The organism is Kosakonia sp. YIM B13571 (assembly GCF_042788095.1).
GTDB classification, from domain to species: Bacteria; Pseudomonadota; Gammaproteobacteria; order Enterobacterales; family Enterobacteriaceae; genus Kosakonia; species Kosakonia quasisacchari.
Genome location: NZ_JBHZPL010000008.1, coordinates 135,274 through 158,407 on the forward strand (window position 1 = coordinate 135,274; position 23,134 = coordinate 158,407).

Annotated in this window: 18 protein-coding genes and 1 pseudogene; 17 read left to right on the forward strand and 2 right to left on the reverse strand. The window is 46.4% G+C overall.

Annotated elements, in window-relative coordinates; all coding sequences use genetic code 11:
* Positions 1-654: 654 nt before the first annotated feature.
* The 6 genes from ACFX4O_RS17970 to mgtE all read left to right on the forward strand — a co-directional run bounded on the left by ACFX4O_RS17970 (position 655) and on the right by mgtE (position 8,006).
* Complete coding sequence (locus tag ACFX4O_RS17970) at positions 655-1,776, forward strand: porin OmpC (protein ID WP_380210606.1); 1,122 nt, start codon at positions 655-657, stop codon at positions 1,774-1,776.
* Positions 1,777-1,891: 115 nt separating this feature from the next.
* Positions 1,892-2,923 (forward strand): FAD:protein FMN transferase ApbE, encoded by a 1,032-nt coding sequence (gene apbE / locus ACFX4O_RS17975; protein ID WP_380210607.1) that lies wholly within the window; start codon positions 1,892-1,894, stop codon positions 2,921-2,923.
* Positions 2,924-2,995: 72 nt separating this feature from the next.
* Positions 2,996-4,057 (forward strand): bifunctional DNA-binding transcriptional regulator/O6-methylguanine-DNA methyltransferase Ada, encoded by a 1,062-nt coding sequence (gene ada, locus ACFX4O_RS17980; RefSeq protein ID WP_380210609.1) that lies wholly within the window; start codon positions 2,996-2,998, stop codon positions 4,055-4,057.
* Entirely contained in the window at positions 4,057-4,713 is a 657-nt protein-coding gene (gene alkB / locus ACFX4O_RS17985) for a DNA oxidative demethylase AlkB (RefSeq protein WP_380210610.1), read from the forward strand. The genes ada and alkB overlap by 1 nt, the downstream gene beginning before the upstream one ends.
* Before the next feature lie 67 nt (positions 4,714-4,780).
* Positions 4,781-6,424, forward strand: a complete 1,644-nt coding sequence (locus ACFX4O_RS17990) for a multidrug ABC transporter permease/ATP-binding protein (RefSeq protein ID WP_380210612.1) — start codon at positions 4,781-4,783, stop codon at positions 6,422-6,424.
* Between the two features lie 145 nt (positions 6,425-6,569).
* Entirely contained in the window at positions 6,570-8,006 is a 1,437-nt protein-coding gene (gene mgtE, locus ACFX4O_RS17995; protein ID WP_131406921.1) for a magnesium transporter, read from the forward strand.
* On the opposite strand, the gene ACFX4O_RS18000 is transcribed toward mgtE, so the two are convergent.
* Positions 7,969-9,204, reverse strand: coding sequence for a SulP family inorganic anion transporter (locus tag ACFX4O_RS18000; RefSeq protein ID WP_380210614.1), 1,236 nt, complete (start codon positions 9,202-9,204; stop codon positions 7,969-7,971). The two genes, mgtE and ACFX4O_RS18000, sit on opposite strands and share 38 nt — an antisense overlap.
* A gap of 274 nt (positions 9,205-9,478) precedes the next feature.
* Between ACFX4O_RS18000 and mqo the strand changes: the two genes are divergently transcribed.
* The gene (mqo, locus tag ACFX4O_RS18005) at positions 9,479-11,134 is read left to right on the forward strand and encodes a malate dehydrogenase (quinone) (protein WP_380210615.1); all 1,656 of its coding nucleotides are present in this window, start codon (positions 9,479-9,481) and stop codon (positions 11,132-11,134) included.
* Positions 11,135-11,457: 323 nt separating this feature from the next.
* Here the strand turns inward: mqo and ACFX4O_RS18010 are convergent.
* Positions 11,458-11,701, reverse strand: a pseudogene (locus ACFX4O_RS18010) (IS3 family transposase); the annotation flags it as partial.
* A gap of 398 nt (positions 11,702-12,099) precedes the next feature.
* Here ACFX4O_RS18010 and ACFX4O_RS18015 point away from each other — a divergent pair.
* The 10 genes from ACFX4O_RS18015 to ACFX4O_RS18060 all read left to right on the forward strand — a co-directional run bounded on the left by ACFX4O_RS18015 (position 12,100) and on the right by ACFX4O_RS18060 (position 22,877).
* Positions 12,100-12,270, forward strand: a complete 171-nt coding sequence (locus tag ACFX4O_RS18015) for a hypothetical protein (protein WP_165501919.1) — start codon at positions 12,100-12,102, stop codon at positions 12,268-12,270.
* A gap of 70 nt (positions 12,271-12,340) precedes the next feature.
* Positions 12,341-13,486 carry an efflux RND transporter periplasmic adaptor subunit gene (locus tag ACFX4O_RS18020; protein WP_380210617.1) on the forward strand — a complete coding sequence of 382 codons (1,146 nt, stop codon included), beginning with the start codon at positions 12,341-12,343 and terminating at the stop codon, positions 13,484-13,486.
* The gene (locus ACFX4O_RS18025) at positions 13,487-15,427 is read left to right on the forward strand and encodes an ATP-binding cassette domain-containing protein (protein ID WP_380210618.1); all 1,941 of its coding nucleotides are present in this window, start codon (positions 13,487-13,489) and stop codon (positions 15,425-15,427) included. It abuts the gene before it with no gap.
* A complete protein-coding gene (locus ACFX4O_RS18030) occupies positions 15,424-16,812 on the forward strand; it encodes a TolC family protein (protein WP_380210620.1) in 1,389 nt (462 codons plus the stop codon). Before ACFX4O_RS18025 ends, ACFX4O_RS18030 begins: the two co-directional genes overlap by 4 nt.
* A 1-nt stretch (position 16,813) precedes the next feature.
* A complete protein-coding gene (locus tag ACFX4O_RS18035; RefSeq protein WP_380210622.1) occupies positions 16,814-18,055 on the forward strand; it encodes a beta-ketoacyl-[acyl-carrier-protein] synthase family protein in 1,242 nt (413 codons plus the stop codon).
* On the forward strand, positions 18,052-18,837 hold the full coding sequence (locus ACFX4O_RS18040; protein ID WP_380210624.1) for a MaoC/PaaZ C-terminal domain-containing protein: 786 nt from the start codon (positions 18,052-18,054) through the stop codon (positions 18,835-18,837). Before ACFX4O_RS18035 ends, ACFX4O_RS18040 begins: the two co-directional genes overlap by 4 nt.
* Positions 18,838-18,851: 14 nt before the next feature.
* Positions 18,852-19,088, forward strand: a complete 237-nt coding sequence (locus tag ACFX4O_RS18045) for an acyl carrier protein (RefSeq protein WP_380210626.1) — start codon at positions 18,852-18,854, stop codon at positions 19,086-19,088.
* Positions 19,089-19,106: 18 nt separating this feature from the next.
* On the forward strand, positions 19,107-19,832 hold the full coding sequence (locus ACFX4O_RS18050) for an SDR family oxidoreductase (RefSeq protein WP_380210628.1): 726 nt from the start codon (positions 19,107-19,109) through the stop codon (positions 19,830-19,832).
* A gap of 42 nt (positions 19,833-19,874) precedes the next feature.
* Positions 19,875-20,816, forward strand: coding sequence for a hypothetical protein (locus ACFX4O_RS18055; protein ID WP_380210630.1), 942 nt, complete (start codon positions 19,875-19,877; stop codon positions 20,814-20,816).
* 15 nt (positions 20,817-20,831) lie between these two features.
* On the forward strand, positions 20,832-22,877 hold the full coding sequence (locus ACFX4O_RS18060; RefSeq protein ID WP_380210632.1) for a peptidase domain-containing ABC transporter: 2,046 nt from the start codon (positions 20,832-20,834) through the stop codon (positions 22,875-22,877).
* The last annotated feature ends 257 nt before the right edge of the window (positions 22,878-23,134 follow it).

The window sequence follows — 23,134 nt, forward strand, 5'->3', positions numbered from 1 at the left end:
TCAACCTCGAAAACATAGGGATAGACATATTGACTAAATGTAGTAGCAAATATGTACAGCCTGGAAAAATTGTACATATATTTACCGGTTGGTTGTAAAAAGAACGCAATAAATAACAAACGATTAATTTGGTGAATGTGTCAATGAGAAATGTCTGGCATGGTAATTGATTAATTAATAGTCGTTACAAATCGTTATTATATCTAAGTAATTATTCAACTTGCGTAAAGAAAGGTAAAAAAAAACCGAATGCGAAGCATCCGGTTATAAGAGGGGTAAACAGACATTCAGATTCGAATGACGGTAATAAATAAAGTTAATGATGATAGCGTTAGGTATTTTAGTTGCGATTGAAGATTATGGTTTTGCATTCAGTGCTATGATTTTTATTTGTCTTATTATATTGTTTTTAAATGATTTTTTATTGGTTTTTGATTATTTGTGCGTATTTGTTTAGCTATTTGTGCGAAAAAAAGTTCCCTCAAATTTACAAAATGAAACATCTATCATTATGTATGAAACATCTTCAAAGTTTTCGTATCATATTCCAGTTGGATTATTTTTATTTTTTAAGCAAAATGATTTTGCCAGCTGATTAGAGGGTTAATCGGCAAGCAGTGGCAATAAAAATGCATATAACAGAGGGTTAATAAAATGAAACTTAAAGTTCTGTCCCTCCTGGTACCGGCTCTGCTGGTAGCAGGCGCAGCAAATGCGGCTGAAGTTTATAACAAAGATGGCAACAAATTAGATCTGTACGGTAAAGTAGACGGTCTGCACTATTTCTCTGACGACAGCAGCGCGGATGGCGATCAGACTTACGTCCGCTTTGGTTTCAAAGGCGAAACGCAGGTTAACGATCAGGTTACTGGCTACGGTCAGTGGGAATACAACGTTCAGGCCAATAACACTGAAACGTCCAGCGACCAGGCATGGACTCGTCTGGCCTTCGCCGGTATTCGCGTTGCTGATGTTGGTTCTTTCGACTACGGTCGTAACTACGGCGTTATCTATGATGTCACTTCCTGGACCGACGTTCTGCCGGAATTCGGCGGTGATACCTACGGTGCAGATAACTTCCTGCAATCCCGTGCTAACGGTGTGGCAACCTACCGTAATACCGACTTCTTCGGCCTGGTTGATGGTCTGAACTTTGCTCTGCAATATCAGGGTAAAAACAGCAGCGCTGAGAACAACTCTGCTGGCCGCAGCATGACGAGAGAGAATGGAGACGGTTATGGCGCGTCTCTGACCTACGATCTGGGCGCAGGCTTCAGCGTCGGCGGTGCGATGTCCTCTTCCAAACGTACTGACAGACAAAACCAGGTTGCTACAAACATCTATGGCGAAGGCGATCACGCTGAAGTTTATAGCGGCGGCCTGAAATACGACGCTAACAATATCTACCTGGCAGCGCAGTACTCCCAGACCTATAACGCAACCCGCTTCGGTTCTGCTAGTGATGCAGCGTATGGTTATGCCAACAAAGCGCAGAACTTTGAAGTGGTTGCGCAGTATCAGTTCGACTTCGGTCTGCGTCCGTCCATCGCTTACCTGCAGTCTAAAGGTAAAGATATTTCCGGCACGGGTGTTAAAGACTTCGGTGACCAGGATATCCTGAAATACATCGATGTTGGCGCGACCTACTACTTCAACAAAAACATGTCCACCTATGTTGATTACAAAATCAACCTGCTGGACGACAACGACTTCACGAAAGCCGCTGGCATTGCTACCGACAACGTTGTTGCACTGGGCCTGGTTTACCAGTTCTAAGTTAACAACCGTGATTATTAAGGGGCCGAAAGGCCCCTTTTTTATGGCCCGCGTCGGCCAAAGCTTTAGTTTTCGTGTAGGCTTGCCGCGAGTTAACAAATAACGAGAGACAGAGATGATTTTTCTTCGTGCCGGGGTAGTCGCGGCGTTGTTGTTATTGACCGGTTGCGACACCGGTAGCAAGGCACAGCCCACCGTGCTGGAAGGCAAAACCATGGGCACTTTCTGGCGCGTGAGCGTGGTGGATATCAACCCGCAACAGGCGCAGAACCTGCAACAAAAAATTCAGACGCAGCTGGATGCCGACGATCATCTGATGTCGACCTGGAAGGACGACTCCGCGCTGATGCGCTTTAACCACTCGACCAGCACCGCGCCGTGGCCGGTTAGCGCCGCGATGGCAGACATTGTGACCACCGCGTTGCGTGTCGGCGAGAAAACCGAAGGCGCGATGGATATTACCGTCGGGCCGCTGGTTAATTTGTGGGGTTTTGGTCCGGATAAACAGCCGGTAAAAACACCGGGCCAGACACAAATCGATGTGGCGAAGGCACGTACCGGTTTAGCGCATTTAACCGTGATTAATCGCGCCGGGGAGCAGTTTCTGCAAAAGGATCTGCCGGATCTGTTTGTTGACCTTTCGACGGTAGGCGAGGGGTACGCGGCGGATCACCTGGCAAGGCTAATGGAGCAGGAAGGGATCGCACGTTATTTGGTTTCTGTCGGCGGCGCGTTAGCCAGTCGGGGAATGAACGCACAAGGGCAGCCGTGGCGCGTGGCAATCCAGAAACCAACCGATCGCGAGAATACCGCCCAGGCGATGGTGGATATCAACGGTCATGGTATTAGCACCTCCGGCAGCTACCGTAATTATTACGAACTGGACGGCAAACGCATTTCACACATCATTGATCCGCGTAGCGGGCGTCCTATCCAGCATGCGCTGGTATCGGTCACTGTTATCGCGCCTACAGCACTGGAAGCAGATGCCTGGGACACTGGCCTCATGGTGCTCGGCACTGAGCAGGCAAAAGAAGTGGTGACGCGGGAAGGGCTGGCGGTATTTATGATTATCAAAGACGGCGATGGTTTCCGCACCTGGATGTCGCCGCAGTTTTCTGCGTTCCTGCTAAGCGAAAAAAATTAAACCGCAAGATTGCGGGTGTCTGGATCTGCGCATACGGGCACAGTGAGGCTAAGCTTACATGAGGAGCCTGACATGAATGACACCACATTATTAGATGAACAGCGCTGGCAAGCGGTGCTAGCGCGTAACGCGCAGGTCGATGGTCAGTTTGTTTTTGCCGTGCTGACAACCGGCATTTTTTGCCGACCTTCCTGCACGGCGCGCCACGCTTTGCGCCAGAATGTCCGTTTTTATCCTGACGCGCAGAGCGCCCTGGTCGCTGGGTTTCGCCCCTGTAAGCGCTGCCAGCCGGATAAATCCCACCCGCAGCAACAGCGGCTGGATAAAGTGGCCAAAGCCTGCCGTTTACTGGAGCAGGATACGCCCATTACGCTGGAGCAACTGGCTGCCGAAGTGGCGCTGAGCCCTTACCATTTTCACCGTTTATTTAAATCCGTTACCGGGATGACGCCAAAGGCCTGGCAACTGGCTTTTCGCGCTCGCCGCTTGCGTAATACGCTGGCAGAGTGTGAAACCGTAACCGACGCCGTGCTGGCAGCGGGCTTCCCGGATAGCAGCAGTTATTACCGCCAGGCCGATGCATCCCTGGGGATGACGGCACAGCAGTTTCGCCGCGGTGGCGATGCTGCCGACGTCTGGTATACGTTCAGTGACTGTGCGCTGGGGCGCTGTCTGGTGGCGGAGAGTGAGCGTGGAATTTGCGCCATTTTACTGGCTGACAGTGACGAGCAGCTTCTTGCCCAGTTGCAGGCGATCTTCCCGCGCGCTCAGCGTGCCCAGGCGAGTGAGGCATTCAGCGAACGTGTTGCGCAGGTGATTCAGCGTCTCGACAATGCCGATGCCCCCTTTACGCTGCCGCTGGATCTGCGCGGCACCGCTTTCCAGTTACAGGTGTGGCAAGCACTGCGCGAAATCCCCGCAGGCGAGACGGTAAGTTATCAGGCACTGGCGCAAAAGCTGGGTAAACCGCAAGCGGTGCGGGCGGTTGCCAGCGCCTGCGGTGCGAACAAATTGGCGATTGTGATCCCTTGTCATCGCGTGGTGCGCAGCGATGGCGCACTTGCCGGATATCGCTGGGGAATGACGCGCAAGGCACAATTGCTCCAGCGAGAAAGCACTAAAGAGGAGATGTAATGCTCGATCTGTTTGCCGGTGAACACCCCTGGCAGGAGCCGCTTGCGCCAGGTGCGGTCGTGCTGCGGCGCCTTGCGTTAGCACCAGCCGACCAACTTTTGCACGGCATTGCGCAAGTGGTTAATCAGTCGCCGCTGCGCCATATGGTCACGCCTGGTGGTTATACCATGTCGGTGGCGATGACCAACTGTGGCAAACTCGGCTGGACCACCGATCAGCGCGGTTACCTTTATTCGCCTGTCGATCCCCTGACTCAACAGCCGTGGCCGCCAATGCCTGCGGCTTTTTCCGCGTTGTGCCAGCAGGCGAGCGAGGCGGCGGGTTATCCGGATTTCCGTCCGGATGCCTGTCTTATCAACCGTTATGTGCCGGGTGCGAAATTGTCTCTGCATCAGGATAAAGATGAACCCGATCTGCGTGCGCCGATTGTGTCTGTGTCGCTCGGTTTACCGGCTGTTTTTCAGTTTGGCGGCCTGAAACGTAGCGATCCGCTGCAACGGTTGATGCTTGAACACGGCGATGTTGTGGTATGGGGAGGCGAGTCGCGGCTCTTTTACCACGGGATTGCGCCGCTGAAAGGTGGACATCACCCGGCCACCGGGGAGTGCCGTTACAACCTGACATTTCGTCAGACAGGCAATAGCGAACAAAAATAAGAATTATTCTTGATGTAACGTATTAGCCGTTTAAACTGCGGGCTGTTTTTGTCGACCGGGTGTTGTTATGGAACTTCTCCTTCTTGTCTGGCGTCAGTATCGCTGGCCTTTTGTCGGTGTGCTCGCGCTTACCCTCGTCAGTGCCGCGTTTGGTATCGGCCTGATTGCTTTTATTAACCAGCGGCTGATTGAAACTGTCGATATGTCGCTGACCGTCTTACCGGAGTTTCTCGGCCTGCTGTTGCTATTGATGGCAGTGACGCTGGGTTCGCAACTGGCGCTCACTTCACTCGGCCACCATTTTGTCTTCCGCCTGCGCAGTGAATTTATCAAGCGCATTCTCGACACACCGGTCGAACGCATCGAGCAACTGGGTAGCGCCTCGCTGCTGGCCGGTCTGACCAGCGACGTGCGTAATATCACCATTGCGTTTGTGCGCCTGCCGGAGCTGGTGCAGGGTATTATCCTGACCGTCGGTTCCTGTATTTACCTTGCGACGCTCTCTGGCAAGATGCTGGTGATCACTGCGCTGTGGATGGCGCTGACCATCTGGGGCGGGTTCGTGCTGGTGTCCCGTGTTTATAAACATATGGCGATGCTGCGTGAAACAGAAGACAAGTTGTACAACGATTTCCAGACCGTGCTGGAAGGGCGCAAAGAGCTGAATCTCAACCGCGAACGTGCAGAACATATTTTCGAGCAGATGTACCTGCCGGACGCGCGTGAATACCGTCATCATATTATTCGCGCCGATACGTTCCATCTAAGTGCGGTGAACTGGTCGAATATTATGATGCTTGGCGCAATTGGCCTGGTGTTCTGGATGGCAAACAGCCTTGGCTGGGCGGATACGAATGTCGCCGCAACATATTCCCTGACGCTGCTGTTTTTGCGTACGCCGTTGTTATCAGCGGTTGGTGCACTGCCCACGCTGCTCAGTGCGCAGGTCGCTTTTAAAAAGCTAAAGCAGTTTGCGCTGGCACCCTATAAAGCCGAGTTTCCTCGCCCGCAGGCTTTCCCGAACTGGCAAACGCTGGAACTACGCGATGTTACCTTTAAATATCAGGACAACGATTTCGCGATTGGCCCCGTCAATATGACGCTGAATCGTGGCGAACTGGTGTTTTTGATTGGGGGTAACGGCAGCGGCAAGTCAACGTTGGCGATGTTGTTGACCGGGCTGTATCAGCCGGTTTCCGGCGAGATCCTGCTGGATGGCAAACCGATGGCGCAGGATAAACCGGAAGATTACCGTAAGTTATTTTCAGCGGTCTTTACCGACGTCTGGCTGTTTGACGACCTCCTGGGGCCGGAAGGCAAGCAGGCGGATCCGGTGCTGGTAGGAAAGTGGCTTGAGCAACTGAAAATGTCGCACAAGCTGGAACTGGACAACGGTAAGATCCTCAACCTGAAGCTGTCGAAAGGGCAGAAAAAACGCGTCGCATTGCTGCTGGCGCTGGCGGAAGAGCGCGATATTCTGCTGCTGGACGAATGGGCGGCGGATCAGGATCCTCACTTCCGCCGCGATTTTTACCAGGTACTACTGCCGTTAATGCAGCAGATGGGCAAAACCATTTTTGCCATCAGCCATGACGACCACTACTTCGTACATGCCGATCGCTTGCTAGAGATGCGCAACGGCCAGCTCACCGAGCTGGTGGGTGAAGAGCGTGCGCACGCTTCCCGCGACGCAGTAGCACGTACCGCCTGACCGCTCTCCCCCTCGGCTCGGGGGAGAGTGCCGCTTTTTTATCCAAACGTCTGCGCTGTTTATTATTTTTTACAAAACCTACCGCTATGCTTAAGGCTCCTCCGCTCTGGCTTCAGAGCGCTTTGCCACACTCAGGGATTGGCCAATGTCAGTTATCAAAAAAAACAGCGTCAAACTGCGCGACGAAGAGCGCGCGCGGCTGATTTGGCTGCTGACCACCCATAAACCGCTCACCGCCGCGTTGCTTGGCGAATTAACGCTCGTCGAGCAGGTCGATAGTGCCGAGCTTGAGCGCGATCTCGCCGAAGTGAATGTGCTGGTTTCGCACCTGCCGCCACCGGATTTGGCTGATACCCTCGAAGCGCTACCGGTAGTTGAACGCCACGCGTTATGGCGGCTAATCGATGATGATAAGCGCGGCAAAGTGCTGCTTGAAGCGTCCGAAAACGTCTGGGATGACCTGATCGATGAGATGAGCGACCGTGCGCTGCTGGATGCGCTCGAGACGCTGGATATCGATGAGCAAATCTGGCTGGTGCAGCATCTGCCGCGTAACCTCACCGGGCGGCTGATGGCGACGTTGCCGCCGTCAGAGCGCGCCCGTATGCGGCAAGTCATGCGCTATGGCAAAAATTGCGTCGGCGCAATTATGGCGTTTGAAGTCATCACCGTCCGCTCAGAGGTCACGCTGGCGGCCGTCCAGCGCTATCTGCGCCGTCTCGGTAAGATGCCAGAGAACACCGATAAACTGTTTGTGATCGGACGTGATAACCGGCTGATGGGCGAGTTGACGCTGCAAACTATTCTGCTTAACGCCGCCGGGCGGCGTGTGAGCGACGTGATGGATGCCGATCCGGTAACCTTTTCACCCGAAGACGATGCGGAAAAAGTGGCGCGCACCTTCGAGCGTGACAACTTGCTCAGCGCGGCGGTGGTGGATGAAAACGGCATGCTGATGGGGCGTTTGACCATCGATGAAATCGTTGACGTTGTGTACGAAGAGACCGACAACGACATGCGCCAGATGGGGGGCTTAAGTACCGAGGAAGATGTTTTCGCACCGGTAAGTAAAGCGGTGAAAACCCGTTGGGTGTGGCTGGCAACCAACCTGTGTACCGCGTTTATTGCCTCGCGGGTGATCGATGGTTTCGAACACACCATTTCGCAACTGGTGGCGCTGGCGTCGCTGATGCCGATTGTCGCTGGTATCGGCGGCAATACCGGTAATCAAACCATTACCATGATCGTTCGTGCACTGGCATTACAGAACATTCAGCCGGGGAATTTTACCTTTCTTATTCTGCGTGAAATGGGCGTGGCGCTGATTAACGGCCTGGTGTGGGGCGGGATTATGGGCGGTGTCACCTGGTGGCTGTACGACGATGCGGCGCTGGGCGGCGTGATGACGCTGGCAATGGTGCTGAACCTGCTGATGGCGGCGCTAATGGGGGTATTAATCCCGATGGTGATGACGCGGCTGGGGCGCGACCCGGCGGTCGGCTCCAGTGTCATGATCACCGCCATTACCGATACCGGCGGTTTCTTTATTTTTCTTGGGCTGGCGACGATTTTTTTGCTGTAAACAGGCTCTTTTCACGCAGTGCCGCTGGCGTAATCGCCAGCGTAACCAGCCCGGCAACAACGCCGATAGCCAGATTACCGGTGCTGACGGTGGCAACCACGGTGACTTGCATCACCAGCGTTTCGACAACCGGCGCCCGTGCAAGCGTTGTGGGTTGCAAACTGCTCCAGTTGAAGGTCTTGAAAGCGACAATCGCCATAATCCCGGCCAGCACCACCATCGGGATTTTCGCCATCACTTCGCTTAATGCCGTTACCAGCAGCAACAGCACCAGTGCAGCGGCAAGGGTCGAGATCCGTGTGCGGCCTTTGCCCATCTCCACGTTGACAATGGTCTGGCCGATCATGGCACATCCGGCAATCCCGCCGTAAAAACCTGCCAGAATGTTCGCAATCCCAAGCCCGGTGCTTTCCCGGCTTTTATTCGATGGGGTATGGGTTAGATCGTCAACCAATTTGGCGGTGAGCAGAGACTCCATCAAGCCGACAAAAGCGATGCTCAGCGCACACGGCCAGACAATGCTCAGCGTATGCAGATTCAATGGCACCAGCCATTGCGTTAGCCCAGGCAAACCGCCCTGCATTGAACCTTCATCTCCCACGGTGGGCAGCGACTGACCGGTAAAAACGGTGAACGCCGTGAGCAGCACAATCGCCACCAGCGGCGCGGGAATGCTTTTTACCCAGCGCGGCAGCCACAGCACAATCAGAATGGTCAGGGCGAACAGCGCCAGAATCAGGGCATCTTTACGCCAGAAATGCGGCACCTGAGCGAAGAAAATTAAAATCCCCAGCGCATTAACAAAACCAGCCATAACAGCGTGTGGGATAACGCGCATTAACCGGGACATTCCGCTTAAACCGAAAATAATCTGGATAACGCCAGCCAGTAACACGGCGGGTAAGATGTATTCCGCACCGTTCTGATGAACCATTGGACCGATAACCAATGCGACTGACCCCGCCGCCGCCGTAACCATTGCCGGACGCCCGCCGAGCAAAGACATGCTAAAACAAAGCACTACTGAGGCTATCAGGCTAACTTTCGGGTCTACACCTGCGATAACTGAAAATGAGATAACTTCCGGGATCAGTGCCAGTGCGGTGATAACGCCTGCCAGAACTTCTCGGGTAAAAAGCTGTTGTGAGCGCAGGAGAGGGATCCGCTGGTTTGCAGAATGGGTTGATTTTTCGGTCATAAAAATTCGCAGATGAGAAACCAGGACAACAGCGATAAAGGACATCCCTGCGTTTGGCAAAGCGGGGGATAATAGCAGATTTCCAGCCGATGAGACCAGCAATAAGTGTTAAATATAATGCAAAAAATCAACTTATTAGTAACATTAATACAATGAATATTTAATGTTTAAACATTATTTAAATCTCACTTTTTAAGTGCTACGGTAGGGATGCTAACTACTTTACCCTCAATAAATGCGAATAAAGCAGCACTAAAAGTAAGGCAATATCATCATGAAAAAAATGACTGCCAGGCTGTTTTCGATGGCTGTCGGGCTTAATGCTGTCTCAAAAGCAGCAAAAACGTCCGCATCGAAAGAGCAGGAAACAGATGTGCTTTTAATCGGTGGTGGGATCATGAGCGCCACGTTGGGAACCTGGTTGCAGGATCTCGAACCCACCTGGTCGATTACCATGGTGGAACGGCTGGATGCCCTGGCGGAGGAGAGCTCGAACGGCTGGAACAATGCCGGTACCGGGCATGCCGCCTTAATGGAATTGAATTACACCCCACGCAGCGCAGACGGCTCTGTCAGTATTAAAAAAGCGATTGAAATTAACGAAGCATTTCGTATTTCTCGCCAGTTCTGGGCGCACCAGGTGAAAACCGGCGTCTTGCGTGAACCTCGTTCATTTATCAATACCGTGCCGCATATGAGCCTCGTCTGGGGCGACGATAACGTGAACTTCCTGCGTGCGCGCTACAAAGCGTTGCAGCAGTGTTCCCTGTTCCGCGGTATGCGCTATTCCGAGGATGCGGAGCAGATCAAACAGTGGGCGCCGCTGGTAATGGAAGGGCGCGATGCCGGGCAAAAAATTGCCGCCACGCGTACCGAAATCGGCACCGATGTGAACTTTGGCGAACTGACGCGCCAGATGATTGGTTCGTTGCAGAAAAAAGAGAACTTTGCTTTGCAACTGGGCACTGAAGTGCGCGGCCTCAAACGCAATGCCGACAATAGCTGGAATGTGACGCTGCATAACCTGAAAAGCGGCGCCGAACAGATTATCAAGGCGAAATTTATCTTTATTGGTGCTGGCGGCGCAGCGCTGAAATTATTACAGGAATCCGGTATTCCGGAAGCGGCAGACTATGCGGGGTTCCCGGTTGGTGGGCAATTCCTCGTGGCGGAAAACCCGGCGGTGGTCAACCACCATCTCGCGAAAGTCTACGGCCAGGCGACCGTGGGCGCGCCGCCCATGTCGGTACCGCATATTGATACGCGCATTATTGATGGCAAACGCGTACTGCTGTTTGGACCATTCGCCACGTTTTCGACACGTTTTCTGAAAAACGGTTCTCTGTGGGATCTGCTGCGTTCGACTAACTCGTCGAATATTCTGCCGATGCTGACTGTTGGGATGACCAATTTTAGTCTGGTGAAATATCTGGTTAACCAGGTGCTGCAAAATGAGGACGACCGCTTCGACGCGCTGCGTGAGTACTATCCGCTGGCGCAGAAAGAGGACTGGCGTTTGTGGCAGGCGGGTCAGCGCGTGCAGATTATCAAGCGTGAAACGGGCGAGGGCGGTGTTTTGCGCTTGGGAACTGAAGTCGTGAGCGATAAAGAGGGCACTATTGCCGCGCTGCTTGGCGCGTCACCGGGTGCCTCGACCGCAGCGCCAATCATGCTGGAGTTGATGGAGAAAGTGTTCGCTGAGCGTTTCGCTTCTGATGCCTGGCAGGCAAAACTGAAAGAGATCATTCCCTCTTTTGATACTGAGCTGAATGGCAACATTGAAGCCGCCGACCAGGAGCTGCGCTACACCAGCGAGATCCTCAGACTGAAATGCGACGAGTCGCTGGTGGCAGATATCACGCCGCCGGTGCAAAAACCTACAACGCAGCCGCACAGCGACGGCGAGCAGGTTGCGGATATTGCGCTGTAACCGTTTTTTACTGCAACATAAAAACCGTGACGAATGCGTTACGGTTTTTATAACACTCCCCCGCTGATGGATTATTGAATTTTTCGTTGGCCGCAGTATTACCAACGATGGAGGAGGGCATTTATCTGGGGCCGCTTGTTCTCTTTCGCATAGCGCAGACATAAAAAATCAACCGCAATGGATTGGTTTGTTTGGGATTTTTGGGGCCGCGCGAGAGGATTAAATAGGTGAATATGACATTATGATTTATATAATTTTATTAAAGCTGTGAGCCTCTACATTGACAGACTCTTTACTGGAAATCCGTTTAATAGAACAGTTTTCATCTTGTATACCGCATCCGGTAAGTCATTTACGTAGACATAATCTTGTTTGAATGTCTTCACGAACGATTCTGCTTTCCCGTTACTTCCCGAGCTGCGTACTGGTGTTGTTCACACTATGAACCCCCAGTGAACTGGCGAACGAGCGTGTTGTATCGGCTATGTAGCAACTGCCCTTAACGGTCAGTCATTCAACATGATGCGGAGTCTTCAGTACGTTACCGAACCTCTTCTCCAGACTTTCTGTATTGATGAAATGCCCGATTTAAATGGCGACTTCGGCAAAACCTCTATTATCATCTTCTGCACGATTGCACCTCATTATCAGCTGCTTCACATATTTGCTACATTTAAAATGACGTGCAAATAGATGTTTAAAAAACACACCATTTATACATTCCAAAAACGCTTTAAAATTTTCAAAAGCGCTTTAAAAACTTCAAATAAACACATTAAAACTTCAAAAAACACCTTAAAAACTTCACAAAAAATTTAAAAGTTTCAAAAAAACGCTTTAAATTTTTAAAGATGCTTTTAATTTTTTATTGATTAAATATTTTTTTGGTAATGCGATATATTTCATTCCGTTCTGAAAGGAACGATTGGCAATTAATTGAAGTACTATTACACAAGGGAATTAAAATGTTTAAAGCTACAGTATTAGAATCCAAAGAAAGTAAAGCAGTTGTAGGCGGAATGATTGGTCCATACGGCGAATGTTATTTTGTTGATAACCGTGCTAATGGCGTATATGGCTGGTACCGTGATGAATCAGATAAAAACGGTTTAGCAAAACGTTGTGACGAGAAGTAATTCACAACATTAATTAAGCAGTAAAATTAAAACAAAGGCCAGTTTCTGGCCTTTTATAATGGTCATGAGTGTGAACATAAAACCTTTTTTTCTGACTTTATTAGTAGCTATGGTTCCTGCTGTATATGCAGTTAATAGCGTATTTCTTTCGGAAAGTGACGTTATTGAAAAAACGAAGAAAGAAAGTTCTCATGTCACCTACTCTGATATCGACCGGCTGATTACCACTACCGGCGTTCTAAAACCCAACGAGCAAGTTAGTGTCGGGGCTCAGGTTAATGGACGGCTTAATAAGCTGCATGTGAAGGAAGGTGATGCAGTCAAAAAGGGCCAGTTGCTGGCTGAGATCGATCCTACGCTTGCACAAAACGATGTCGATAGTGCTAAATCTGAGCTGAATAAGGCATTAGTGCAAAAAAAGATCACGTCACTGTCGCTTAAACAGTCGAAGAGTGATTATAACCGACAAAAGAAAATGTCGGTGGATGACGCCACAACGCTGAGCGACCTCGAGGCGGCGAAAACAAAATATGAAAGTGACAAAGAACAGCTAGATATAAATAAAATTCAAATAGCACAGGCCAGAGTGAAATTAAACACTGCCCTGGCAAACTTAGAATACACGCGCATCACATCACCCATAGATGGCGTCGTCTTGGGTATATTAACCCAGGAAGGGCAGACAATTGTTTCATCACAGAGTGCACCGACAATTCTGGTTGTGGCTAATCTGGATATCATGACTGTAAATATCAAAATATCAGAAATGGATATTTTGAAAACCAGGGCAGGCATGCCTTTATGGTTTACTGTCACTGCTTCTCCTGAAACGCGTTATAAAGGGATGCTAAAAAGGATACAACAAATACCAGAAGAAATGCTTTACGATATGAAAAGCAGTTCAGGTGACTCTGCCGGGAGTAAGAAAACGGCTACATATTACAATGGAAGTTTTGACGTAATAAATGATAAGCATGTTTTAAAGCCTGCTATGTCGGTGCAAGTTTATTTAGTTGTTGAAGAGAAAAAAAACGTTAAAGCCATTCCGACAAACTACCTGGGCGAAATGGTTAGCAAAGACCATTATATCGTCAATTTACTTCACAATAATAAAATAGAAAAAAGACGGGTACAAACAGGGATTAAAAACGCAAAAATCACTGAGATTGTTAAAGGATTAGAAATAGGCGATGTTATAACCAAGGGTAGCGACTAAATGAGCCGCACCGATGAATACATTACATTATCAGATGTTTCTAAACGGTATGAGAGTGGCGGCGAAATCGTTTCTGCACTGAAAGGTGTATCGCTAACCATAAAAAAAGGCGAGTTTATCGCAATCGTCGGGCCATCAGGCTCTGGTAAAACCACGCTGATGAATACCATTGGTTGCTTAGATGATATCAGCTCTGGGCAGATGTCATTCTACGGCATTGACGTATCGATGTTAAATGAAGACGACGTTGCTGAGTTACGAAACAAATATATTGGTTTTGTTTTCCAGAAGTACAATCTTTTGCCTTACTTAACCGCGAAAGAGAATGTCGCTTTACCCGCGCAATACACCTCAAAAAACTATAAAAATAGAAATGAACGTGCGGAAAAAATACTTGAGTCGGTCGGCTTAAGCGATCGTGTTGATTTTAACCCAAACCAACTTTCTGGCGGACAGCAGCAGCGTGTCAGCATTGCCAGAGCGCTAATGAATGATGCCGACATTATTTTGGCAGATGAACCCACGGGGGCTCTGGATAGTGTTACGGGTTGCCAGGTTATGGACATATTCAAGACGCTTAATCGAAAGGGCAAAACTATTATCCTTGTCACGCATGATAACAGTATTGCGTCACAGGCCGACCGAATCATATCCATGAATGATGGTCGGATCGCTAAAGACGAAAGCAGCGTATCAACCAGTGACCTCCAGGCAGCACGCACCAGGGCATTTGAAAAGGATCCGCTTGGTATGATGTTTGGGATCGTCGAAGCATTCAGAACTGCGTTTAGAGCACTGAACGGCCACAGGATACGAGCGTTTCTGTCAATGCTGGGTGTCATTATTGGGGTTTTTGCAGTTCTTATGTCTATTGCCATAAGCGAAGGCGCACACCATCGTATTATGAAAGAAATGAATTTATTAGACACCAACACCATTGAAATCAGGCCAGGTACCAGCTGGAAGTCAATGCCAGATCCCAGTAATAAGCTTCTTGAGAAAGATGATGTTGATATGCTTACCGAGCTATTACCTGAAAGTAAAATTTCACCGGTCATGACATCAACGGCGACGGTAAATAGCGGTGATGGTGATATTGACGCTGCACTTACAGGTATCAGTAAGGAGTACTTCGATACTGATAAAGTGTTAGCAGGCCATTTGTTTGAAACTGACAATATAACCGCCAGTGATGCCGTTGCCGTTATTGACTCAAGGCTTGCAGAAACCGCATTCGGTTCATCGAATGAAGCGGTAGGAAAATATTTGCAGATTTCCGGCTACCCATTTGAGGTGGTCGGGGTGATCAAAGATATCTCGACGGCATCTGAAAAGACGACATTAAAAGCCTGGATACCATGGACCTCGTACATAAACAGGATTACGGGTCTGATACCCTTCGAAGTCATCCAGGTGCGGGCCAAAGATCAGGCTCACGTTGAGCTTATAAGAGAGAAAATAGAGCAAGCGCTCACGTTTTCACACGGTAAAAAGGACTTCTTTACGGTCACGAATGAGTCAGTGGCAGAAATGATCGTGAATGTCTCTACATCAATGAAACTGCTCACGGTAGCCATTTCTACAATCTCGCTGTTGGTTGGTGGGGTGGGCGTTATGAACATTATGTTTGTTTCAGTGACAGAACGCATTCATGAAATTGGCATTCGTCTTTCTGTAGGGGCGAGTCCTGTTGATATTAAAAGGCAGTTTTTAATCGAGTCTGTATTTATCTGTTTTTTAGGGGGAGCCGTCGGCGTAGCTTTAACAAGTTTAGCCAGCATTATATTCCCTCTTGTGACAAACCAATTTGACATGATTTTGACAATAACACCGGTTGTTATTGCCTGTGCGTTTTCATGCTTCATTGGCATCGTATTCGGTTATGTTCCGGCGAAGAAAGCATCATCTTATACGCCCGCTAAAGCATTAGGTTACAAATGAAGTTCAGACAACCATCATTATTATTGCTGTGCTTATTATGCACCGGTTGCGGCAGCATGTTGAAAACTGAATATCATGCGCCAGAGATAAAATTCCCAACGTCGGGGCAAAGCGATAAAACGGGTTATAAAAATGCTATCACGAATGAAGCATGGTGGAGTGTATTCAATGACCCTCTGTTATCATCGATCATCAATGACACGCTGAAGAATAACAACGATTTGCATGCAGCCGCGTTGAATCTGCTAAAAAGCAAGCTGGATTCTGGTGAAATAAATACGAATCTTTTCCCTGATTTTAATATGTCATGGAGTGCAAGTAATAACCGCACTATATTGCATGGTACACCTTCGACGGAGAGTTACAGCTCTTCTTTGTCAATGGGCTATGAACTTGATTTATGGGGTAAGTTAGCGAGGACGAGAGATCAGGGTAAATGGAACATTGATGCCAGTGAACAAGATTTGCAAAACACTGTGTTGGTTATCATTGATTCAATTACAAAAAGTTTCTGGAACATTGCTAAATTCAATGAACAAATTGAGTGTTATAAACAACGACTTGAGATCGCCAAGTCTACATATCTGGTCGTTAACGCTAAATATGAAAGTGGAGCAGGCACGAGATCTGATGTCTTATTAGCAAAGCAAGCTATTTATTCAAGTGAGTTACAACTGCGGAATGTTATTAGCCAAAGGGAAAATGAGCGTAACGCCATGGCCATTGTTTATAACAAAGACAGTATTGACCGTCCGAGAGAAAAAAAAGGACTTGGTGAATACCAGGATATCAAACTGCCTTTGTTTAAATCTGTGGACATAATATCGCTGCGCCCGGATATACGAGCCGCAGAATCCAGAATAAAAATAGCGATTACGGGCTATGATCTGGCCAAGATTAACTTCTTTCCCTCTATCTCACTGGGCGCGACGATCGGGGCGGGGAGCACTATTTTCACACAATGGTTTAGCGAGCAAACCTTATTACAATCTATCTCGACCACTTTCCCACCGCTTCAATGGAGAAAGTTGAGTTTTGAATTACAAAAAGAAAAGATTGCTGTCGCGTTATCAGTTAATGACTTCAGAAAAGTCGTGCTCAATGCGTTATCTGAAGTGGATAACGCTTTAGATGCCAGAAATAAATCTGAATATAGTCTTGAGATGCAAAAAAAGACACTATCAATTTCTCAGAATCTGATGCGAATAAACACAGTTAAGTACAGATCTGGTTATATATCGTTTCAGACCTTATTGGACTCTCAGGACAATGTTCTTAATCAGAAGATTTCATACGCCGATTGTCAGTACGATTATCTAACTTCTACGATGAAATTTTTATTATCAATCGGTGGTGGTGAATTTAACAGCAAGGTAAAAAGTTAAAATGGAACATAGACGCGTTGTTATCACCGGCTACGGTGCTATTACGCCGTTGGGAAGCTCAGCGGAAGAAAGCTGGGAATCTATTATGGATTACCAAATAGGTTATCAGTACGTTGATAAAACGGATGCGAGTATTAACTCGAAATTTTATGGCTTGATTGCGAATGAACCTAAGTTAAAGGGGGTTCCTGCTTCTATTCGACGAAAATTACCTCGTTTTGCACGTCTTGGTCTTGCGGCTGCGCAGGAAGCTGTTGCAATGGCATTTAACCAGTCTCAGCCTGCCGATATCTACGACCCTCTGAAATGCGGCACGATTGTCGGCACCGGCTGGGGGGGACTTGATGATGCCTACCATAATTATGATGATTATAAACTCGTTGGTGTTGGCTCGCCGTTTAGCTGCTTTCATATCATGCCAAGTATCGCAACGGCCGCTTGCAGCATCATGTGGGGATTGAGGGGTTATCAAAATACCCCAATAGCAGCATGTGCCACGGGTAGCATGGCTATTGGTGAGGCTTATGAATTAATTAAAAATGGGCAAATGACCATGATGCTTGCCGGTGGAAGTGAATCACTGACATCAAATGCATCGGTGTGGATGATTGATGTGCTTCAGGCGTTAACGCATGAACAACATGATGTCCAAAAAGCCTCTTGCCCATTCAGTCTTGACCGCTCGGGGTTCGTTTTATCTGAAGGCGCGGCTATCCTGTGTCTGGAGGAGCGGGAATCCGCCCTGGCAAGAGGGGCGACCATACTCGGTGAAATTAAAGGATACGGGAATTTCTCCGATGGATTTGATTTTACCGCTCCTGCACAGGATAAGCTTTCACGCGTTTCTGCTATCAAGAAAGCGTTAGCTGATTCGGGGTTAAGCGTTAATGAAATTGGTTATATAAATGCGCATGGAACATCAACCATGCTCAACGATCTCAATGAAACACAGTCTATTAAAGATGTTTTTGGGCGGTATGCATATGAGATCCCCGTTTCGAGCACAAAATCATACAGCGGACATCTGATTGCTGCAGCAGGCAGCTTCGAAAGTATTATCTGTCTGAAGGTGTTGGAAAACAATATCCTCCCGGCAACACGTAATCTGAACCGCCCCGATCCAGAATGTAACCTTGATTTCATTCCAAACCAGCATCGTCAGACTGTTGTAGATAATGTACTGAATCTCAGTTTTGGGTTCGGGGGGACAAATGCTGCTCTGGTAATAGGTCGCTCGTTATGACAGACATTACCTATGATGGCTTTCACGGAAAGCGTTGGGCCAATTTCTCAGGTGATTACAACCCGATACACTTTGATCTACTTGCTGTCGCTAAACTGAATCAAACAGCATTGATTGCGCATGGCATGCGTGTACTGGCGGATATACAAAACGAGCTGATTTATCATGCCGGTATTTTTAGCGAAACATATTCTGCCCCGATAAAATTTTCAGCAAAATTTGAAAAACCGGTATCGTGTGGCACGAAGTACTCTTTAAGCCATAATGGTGGAGAAATAAAAACAACCTTCAAATTGATTGATTCTTCTACAGGCATCACGCATATTCGCGGCGCTATTTCTCAGGCAAATTACCCAGCGTTCAACGATGTTATTGCTGAAAGGATTTTGTCAAAGGAATATCAGGATGAGGCTGTTGCACTGTGGCCAGCTGACATTGAACAAAATTATGCCGTTTTTTTGTCCTCAGTAATGTTCAGAGAACTATTCAGGGCTAAGGATTGGTTTCCTGCCGATTTTTTAAATGAATGTACTCCCGTGCATTCGCTATCAGCATTGTTGTCGCAGGAAAAAGTATTACAAACGCATTACGATTTCTATTGCCATTCTTCCTTGTTTTACAGGGATGGACAAAAAATTGAAGGTTTGTGTCTCTCTATTGAAAAACCATTGATAACTGGTAATGCAAGTTATGGCTGGTTAATTCAAGTTCAGGTGACGGCAAAAGAAAAAGAAAACACACTCATGCAAATTTCGGCGACACTGAAAGTTGCCATTAACTAACAGGTGAAATGAATATGTACACAGAACTTTATAACGCTATTGCAACCACTATTGCTGATGCAAAAGATCTTCCTTTAGAAGAGATAAACGAGCAAACGACTATCTCCGAATTAGAATTAGATAGCCTTGACTATGTAGAGCTAATGGTATTGGTTAAAAAGGAATTTAATATAACTATAAATTTCGAAGCCACAATGAAATCAACTGACATTACTCTCAAAGAGTTTTGTGTATCCGTTTTATCAGCTTAGCATTTTAGGTACTTAATAATGAGTGACTCATGGATCCTTGTTACAGGTGGAAATCGCGGGATTGGTTCAGCCATTGTAAATGAATTGCGTTGTGACAATAATATTATATTCACTTCTCGGTCGACAAAATCCAGCCTGGATGAAAATAAACAATCCGGTAAGACCTTCATTAAACATGTGGTTTGCGATAACTGTGATGTTGTTCAGGTGGAAATGATCGCGAAGGATTTGTTAAATCGATATGGGCCGCCTAAAGCCGTCATACATAATGCCGGGGTCACTCAGGATGAACTTCATATTCGTCAATCGATTGATCAATGGCGGAATGTGATTGATACAAACCTAAACGCCATTTTTTATTGGAATAAGTATCTACTTTCTGAAATGATGGCGAATGGCGATGGTGCTATTTTGCTTGTGAGTTCGGTAACGGGAATAAAAGGCAATATTGGTCAAACGGCTTATGGTGCAAGCAAAGCGGCTCATTTTGGGCTGGCCCGGTCATTGGCTCTTGAAGTTGCTCGATTCGGTGTTCGCGTTAATTGCCTGGTTCCGGGGGTCATAGACAGCGATATGACGCAAAACTTATCGGTAGATGCCTTGAAAAAATTACGTTCGCAAATCCCGTTGCGCCGATTTGGCTCTGTGGAAGAGGTGGCAAAGGTTGCACGATTTATGATTAGTGAACCTTGTCAATATATGACAGGCCAAACAATTGTGCTTGATGGCGGAATGACCGCTTAACATTTTGGTATAATTCACAAATACAGACCAGTAGAGAGCGTGATGCCAGGCTTTGAATTTCTTAGTTTGTTATTGTCAGGTTATGTTCGTGTTTATTATAAGAAAATAACCATTTTTAGAATAATAAAAAGCAAGCTAGTAGCTTTACTTTTTAAATATATAGATTATAGGTTTTTACTCTATATTTCGAGAAGATATTGTTTCCTATTTGGCAAGGATTATGGCCTGAATAGTAGTTTCAGGCAAACTCATTACAACATTCTTGGTTTCCAAAGTACCACAACACATTTTTTTTGTGTTATGCGACAAAAAATATTAAAGAATGCCCTGGCTCATGAGAATAAACAACTGCTAGAACAGTTGGAAGCCTGTGCGGAAAAAATAAGGAGCTATATTGATGAAAATAAAATCTCTTCTCATCTGATATTTGCGCCATTGCACACCGTCTCGGATATTCTACAAACGGTGATTGCTGCGCGGGTTACGAGAAAGCCGGTGGTCGTTGTCTCTGTGCACAATTCAATGCAAAGTCTCCATGAAAAGCAAAACAATAACTCGCAGGGTATCTCTATTGAACAATTCAACCCTGAAGCTATGAAGGGTAACGAAGGAAATAGTTTCCAGGATATTATTTTTTCCCTGGTAGAGAATCAAAAGAACCTTGTTATCTTTCCTGATGCAATTCCAGAATGTACAACCAGGCTTACAAAGAAAAAAATGAAAACGTATCCAGTCCGGTTGCTGGAGCGAAGCTGTGAGTTGCACTCTGGTATTCCTGTTTTCAGCCGCCTGCTAAAACAGTCGACGTTATTTTACTGTATCCAACTGGATGATAAAAACAATTTAAAGGTAGATATTTTAGATTGCGTTGGCCATCGTAAGGTCGAAAAGAAAATGCCAGAGTTAGTTGAGTTGGGTATCGGCAGATATAACAATGAATGGACTTTGTGGCACTACACATCTTTCTTTAGTTATAATTTTTAGGTTTTATTTAATATTATGAAAAAGAAATATCATTCTTCTCCTGAAATGGTTTATCAAGGAGAAATATCCGAGTGTGGGCTTTCATGTGTTTGCATGATGCTCAATACCTTAGGTGAAAATACTACATTAGCTGACTTACGTGATAAATGGGGTGGAGGTAATGGTGCGTCCATCGATTTATTAGTCAGAATACTAAAATCATACGGGTATGAGGCCTTGCCGGTTAAATTTGATGTTAGCAGCATTCAATATTTACCTGTTCCATGTATATTGCATTATGGCGGAAATCATTATGTTTATGTATATAGCCATCACGGGGCCTTCTTTCAGGTTTTAAACCCTGCTACTGGCAGGCTAATGATCTCGGCTGAAGAACTTGAACTATCGGCAACGGGGTTTGGCTTGATCCTTGATGAATCATTATATAATGATAAAAAAAGCTCGGGTAAAATTAGAAGTGAAAGCGGGTGGCTAGAAAAACTCTCTTTCCCGGGAATCATGAAAAGATGTTTTCTGGCAATATTTTTGTCGCTCTTTTCTTTGATTACGCCAATGCTATTCTCATTTATATCTAAAGACCAAAATTTCTTTGTAGATGAACAGATTAATATTATGTTTATGGGAATGATTGTGCTTTTTTGTCTTATATCATTCCTGCAATACATTAGCAACAAATATGGTCTGGATGCTGCGATAAATGCAGCAACAAAATATAAGCCTTCATTATTTAAAAGGTTGCTAAAGAAAGATATTTCTTACTTTGAAAGACGATCTTCTGCTGATATTAATCAGCGGATAAATTCCATTGGAATGGCTGTTCTGAACAGGGAGAAAATACTTAATGATAAATATAAGGCACTGACTATAACTGTTGTTACTCTATGTATAATGTTATGGCTAAACGTTGTTCTGTCGATCCTCTCAATCGGAACCATGGCAATCTTTGGTTGCATTAGTTATTACTTTGCAGGTATCAAAAAGTCATTTTCAAAAAGCCTTGAGGAAAGTGTTTCGGATGTTGAAACATTTAATCTTGAAACAATAAATGGAATCCAGGCGATTAGGTCTGGTGAGCTAAGCACTGGCATCCTTGGAAGGTATAATGCTCTACTTGAAGTGTTGTTTCATCGATACAAAAAGGTAAGCTCTACCGATATTAGACAGAGTGCAATATTTTCATTTCTGAGTAATATTGATTCAATATTGTTTTTATGGATCTCATTTTATAGCATAAGTGAATTACATATATCTTACGGAAATGTGATTGCTTTTTGGTTTTTCAGAAAGATTGCGATGGATAGCATCAATCAATTTTATCAATGTTGTGTTGCGCAGAAGCTGCAAAATGTCTCTGATGAGCGATTAAAAGATATGTTATCTTACAAAGAAATCGACATTACTCGTCAGCATTCTACAATTAAAGAATCAGTTTGTGTCCAGAATCTACAATTTGGTTATGGACCTGATAGTTCAATTATTAAAAATTTAACTATTGAAATACCGTTGCATTCCAGGACGGCTGTAATAGGAACTTCTGGTGCTGGGAAAAGTACATTATTGAAGTTATTGGCTGGATTATATAAGCCAGGAAACGGTAATTTTATTATAGATGGTCGTGAAATTAATAAAGATGACCTGCATCTGTTTTATTCCAATATGTATTATCTTCCACAAGGCTCTATCGTCTTTAACGGCACGATTTATGATAATATCGTCTGGTATAGTGGTGGAGAGGCTAACGAACGTGATTGCCGTGCAATGTTGACAAAATTTGGATTGTTGGAGGTGATTACATCTTTGCCTGCAGGGTTGTACACTAAAATATCGCCAAGTAATCCCGTTCTTTCTTCCGGTCAATTACAGCGATTAATGCTTTGCAGGGCATTACTTTCATCTAAATCTATTATTTTGCTCGATGAACCGACCGCTAACCTTGATGAAAAAAGTGCTATGCTGGCATTAGACTCTTTAATGACCAGTGATAAAACGATTATATTATCTACACATGATGTTAAAACGTTATCCCTGTTTGATAATGTTATTGACCTGGATGATTATTGACCGTTATGCATGCGGTAACAGTGGGAAAGGAAGCTGATTTATGGCCAGCTTCTTTTTAACTTTTAGGTATTTCAAAAACGGTAATACGTTTCAAGATGTACTATTGGTAAGGAAGTAGACCATAGGCCTGAGTCAATTACGGGAATAAAAAAACGCAGGGTTTGTGCTATGCGGGCTCTTAGTGTAAGTACGCGGCATAATCGACCCGTTCACTTTCAGAGCTCTTCCTGCATACTCATTCTGCCAACGAAGGGGCT

Excerpts from the sequence above, each read along its gene's own strand:
- ACFX4O_RS17970 (WP_380210606.1), top strand. The coding sequence starts at position 655 with ATGAAACTTAAAGTTCTGTCCCTCCTGGTACCGGCTCTGCTGGTAGCA.
- apbE (WP_380210607.1), top strand. The coding sequence starts at position 1,892 with ATGATTTTTCTTCGTGCCGGGGTAGTCGCGGCGTTGTTGTTATTGACC.
- ada (WP_380210609.1), top strand. The coding sequence starts at position 2,996 with ATGAATGACACCACATTATTAGATGAACAGCGCTGGCAAGCGGTGCTA.
- alkB (WP_380210610.1), top strand. The coding sequence starts at position 4,057 with ATGCTCGATCTGTTTGCCGGTGAACACCCCTGGCAGGAGCCGCTTGCG.
- ACFX4O_RS17990 (WP_380210612.1), top strand. The coding sequence starts at position 4,781 with ATGGAACTTCTCCTTCTTGTCTGGCGTCAGTATCGCTGGCCTTTTGTC.
- mgtE (WP_131406921.1), top strand. The coding sequence starts at position 6,570 with ATGTCAGTTATCAAAAAAAACAGCGTCAAACTGCGCGACGAAGAGCGC.
- ACFX4O_RS18000 (WP_380210614.1), bottom strand. The coding sequence starts at position 9,204 with ATGACCGAAAAATCAACCCATTCTGCAAACCAGCGGATCCCTCTCCTG.
- mqo (WP_380210615.1), top strand. The coding sequence starts at position 9,479 with ATGAAAAAAATGACTGCCAGGCTGTTTTCGATGGCTGTCGGGCTTAAT.
- ACFX4O_RS18015 (WP_165501919.1), top strand. The coding sequence starts at position 12,100 with ATGTTTAAAGCTACAGTATTAGAATCCAAAGAAAGTAAAGCAGTTGTA.
- ACFX4O_RS18025 (WP_380210618.1), top strand. The coding sequence starts at position 13,487 with ATGAGCCGCACCGATGAATACATTACATTATCAGATGTTTCTAAACGG.
- ACFX4O_RS18030 (WP_380210620.1), top strand. The coding sequence starts at position 15,424 with ATGAAGTTCAGACAACCATCATTATTATTGCTGTGCTTATTATGCACC.
- ACFX4O_RS18035 (WP_380210622.1), top strand. The coding sequence starts at position 16,814 with ATGGAACATAGACGCGTTGTTATCACCGGCTACGGTGCTATTACGCCG.
- ACFX4O_RS18040 (WP_380210624.1), top strand. The coding sequence starts at position 18,052 with ATGACAGACATTACCTATGATGGCTTTCACGGAAAGCGTTGGGCCAAT.
- ACFX4O_RS18045 (WP_380210626.1), top strand. The coding sequence starts at position 18,852 with ATGTACACAGAACTTTATAACGCTATTGCAACCACTATTGCTGATGCA.
- ACFX4O_RS18050 (WP_380210628.1), top strand. The coding sequence starts at position 19,107 with ATGAGTGACTCATGGATCCTTGTTACAGGTGGAAATCGCGGGATTGGT.
- ACFX4O_RS18055 (WP_380210630.1), top strand. The coding sequence starts at position 19,875 with ATGCCAGGCTTTGAATTTCTTAGTTTGTTATTGTCAGGTTATGTTCGT.
- ACFX4O_RS18060 (WP_380210632.1), top strand. The coding sequence starts at position 20,832 with ATGAAAAAGAAATATCATTCTTCTCCTGAAATGGTTTATCAAGGAGAA.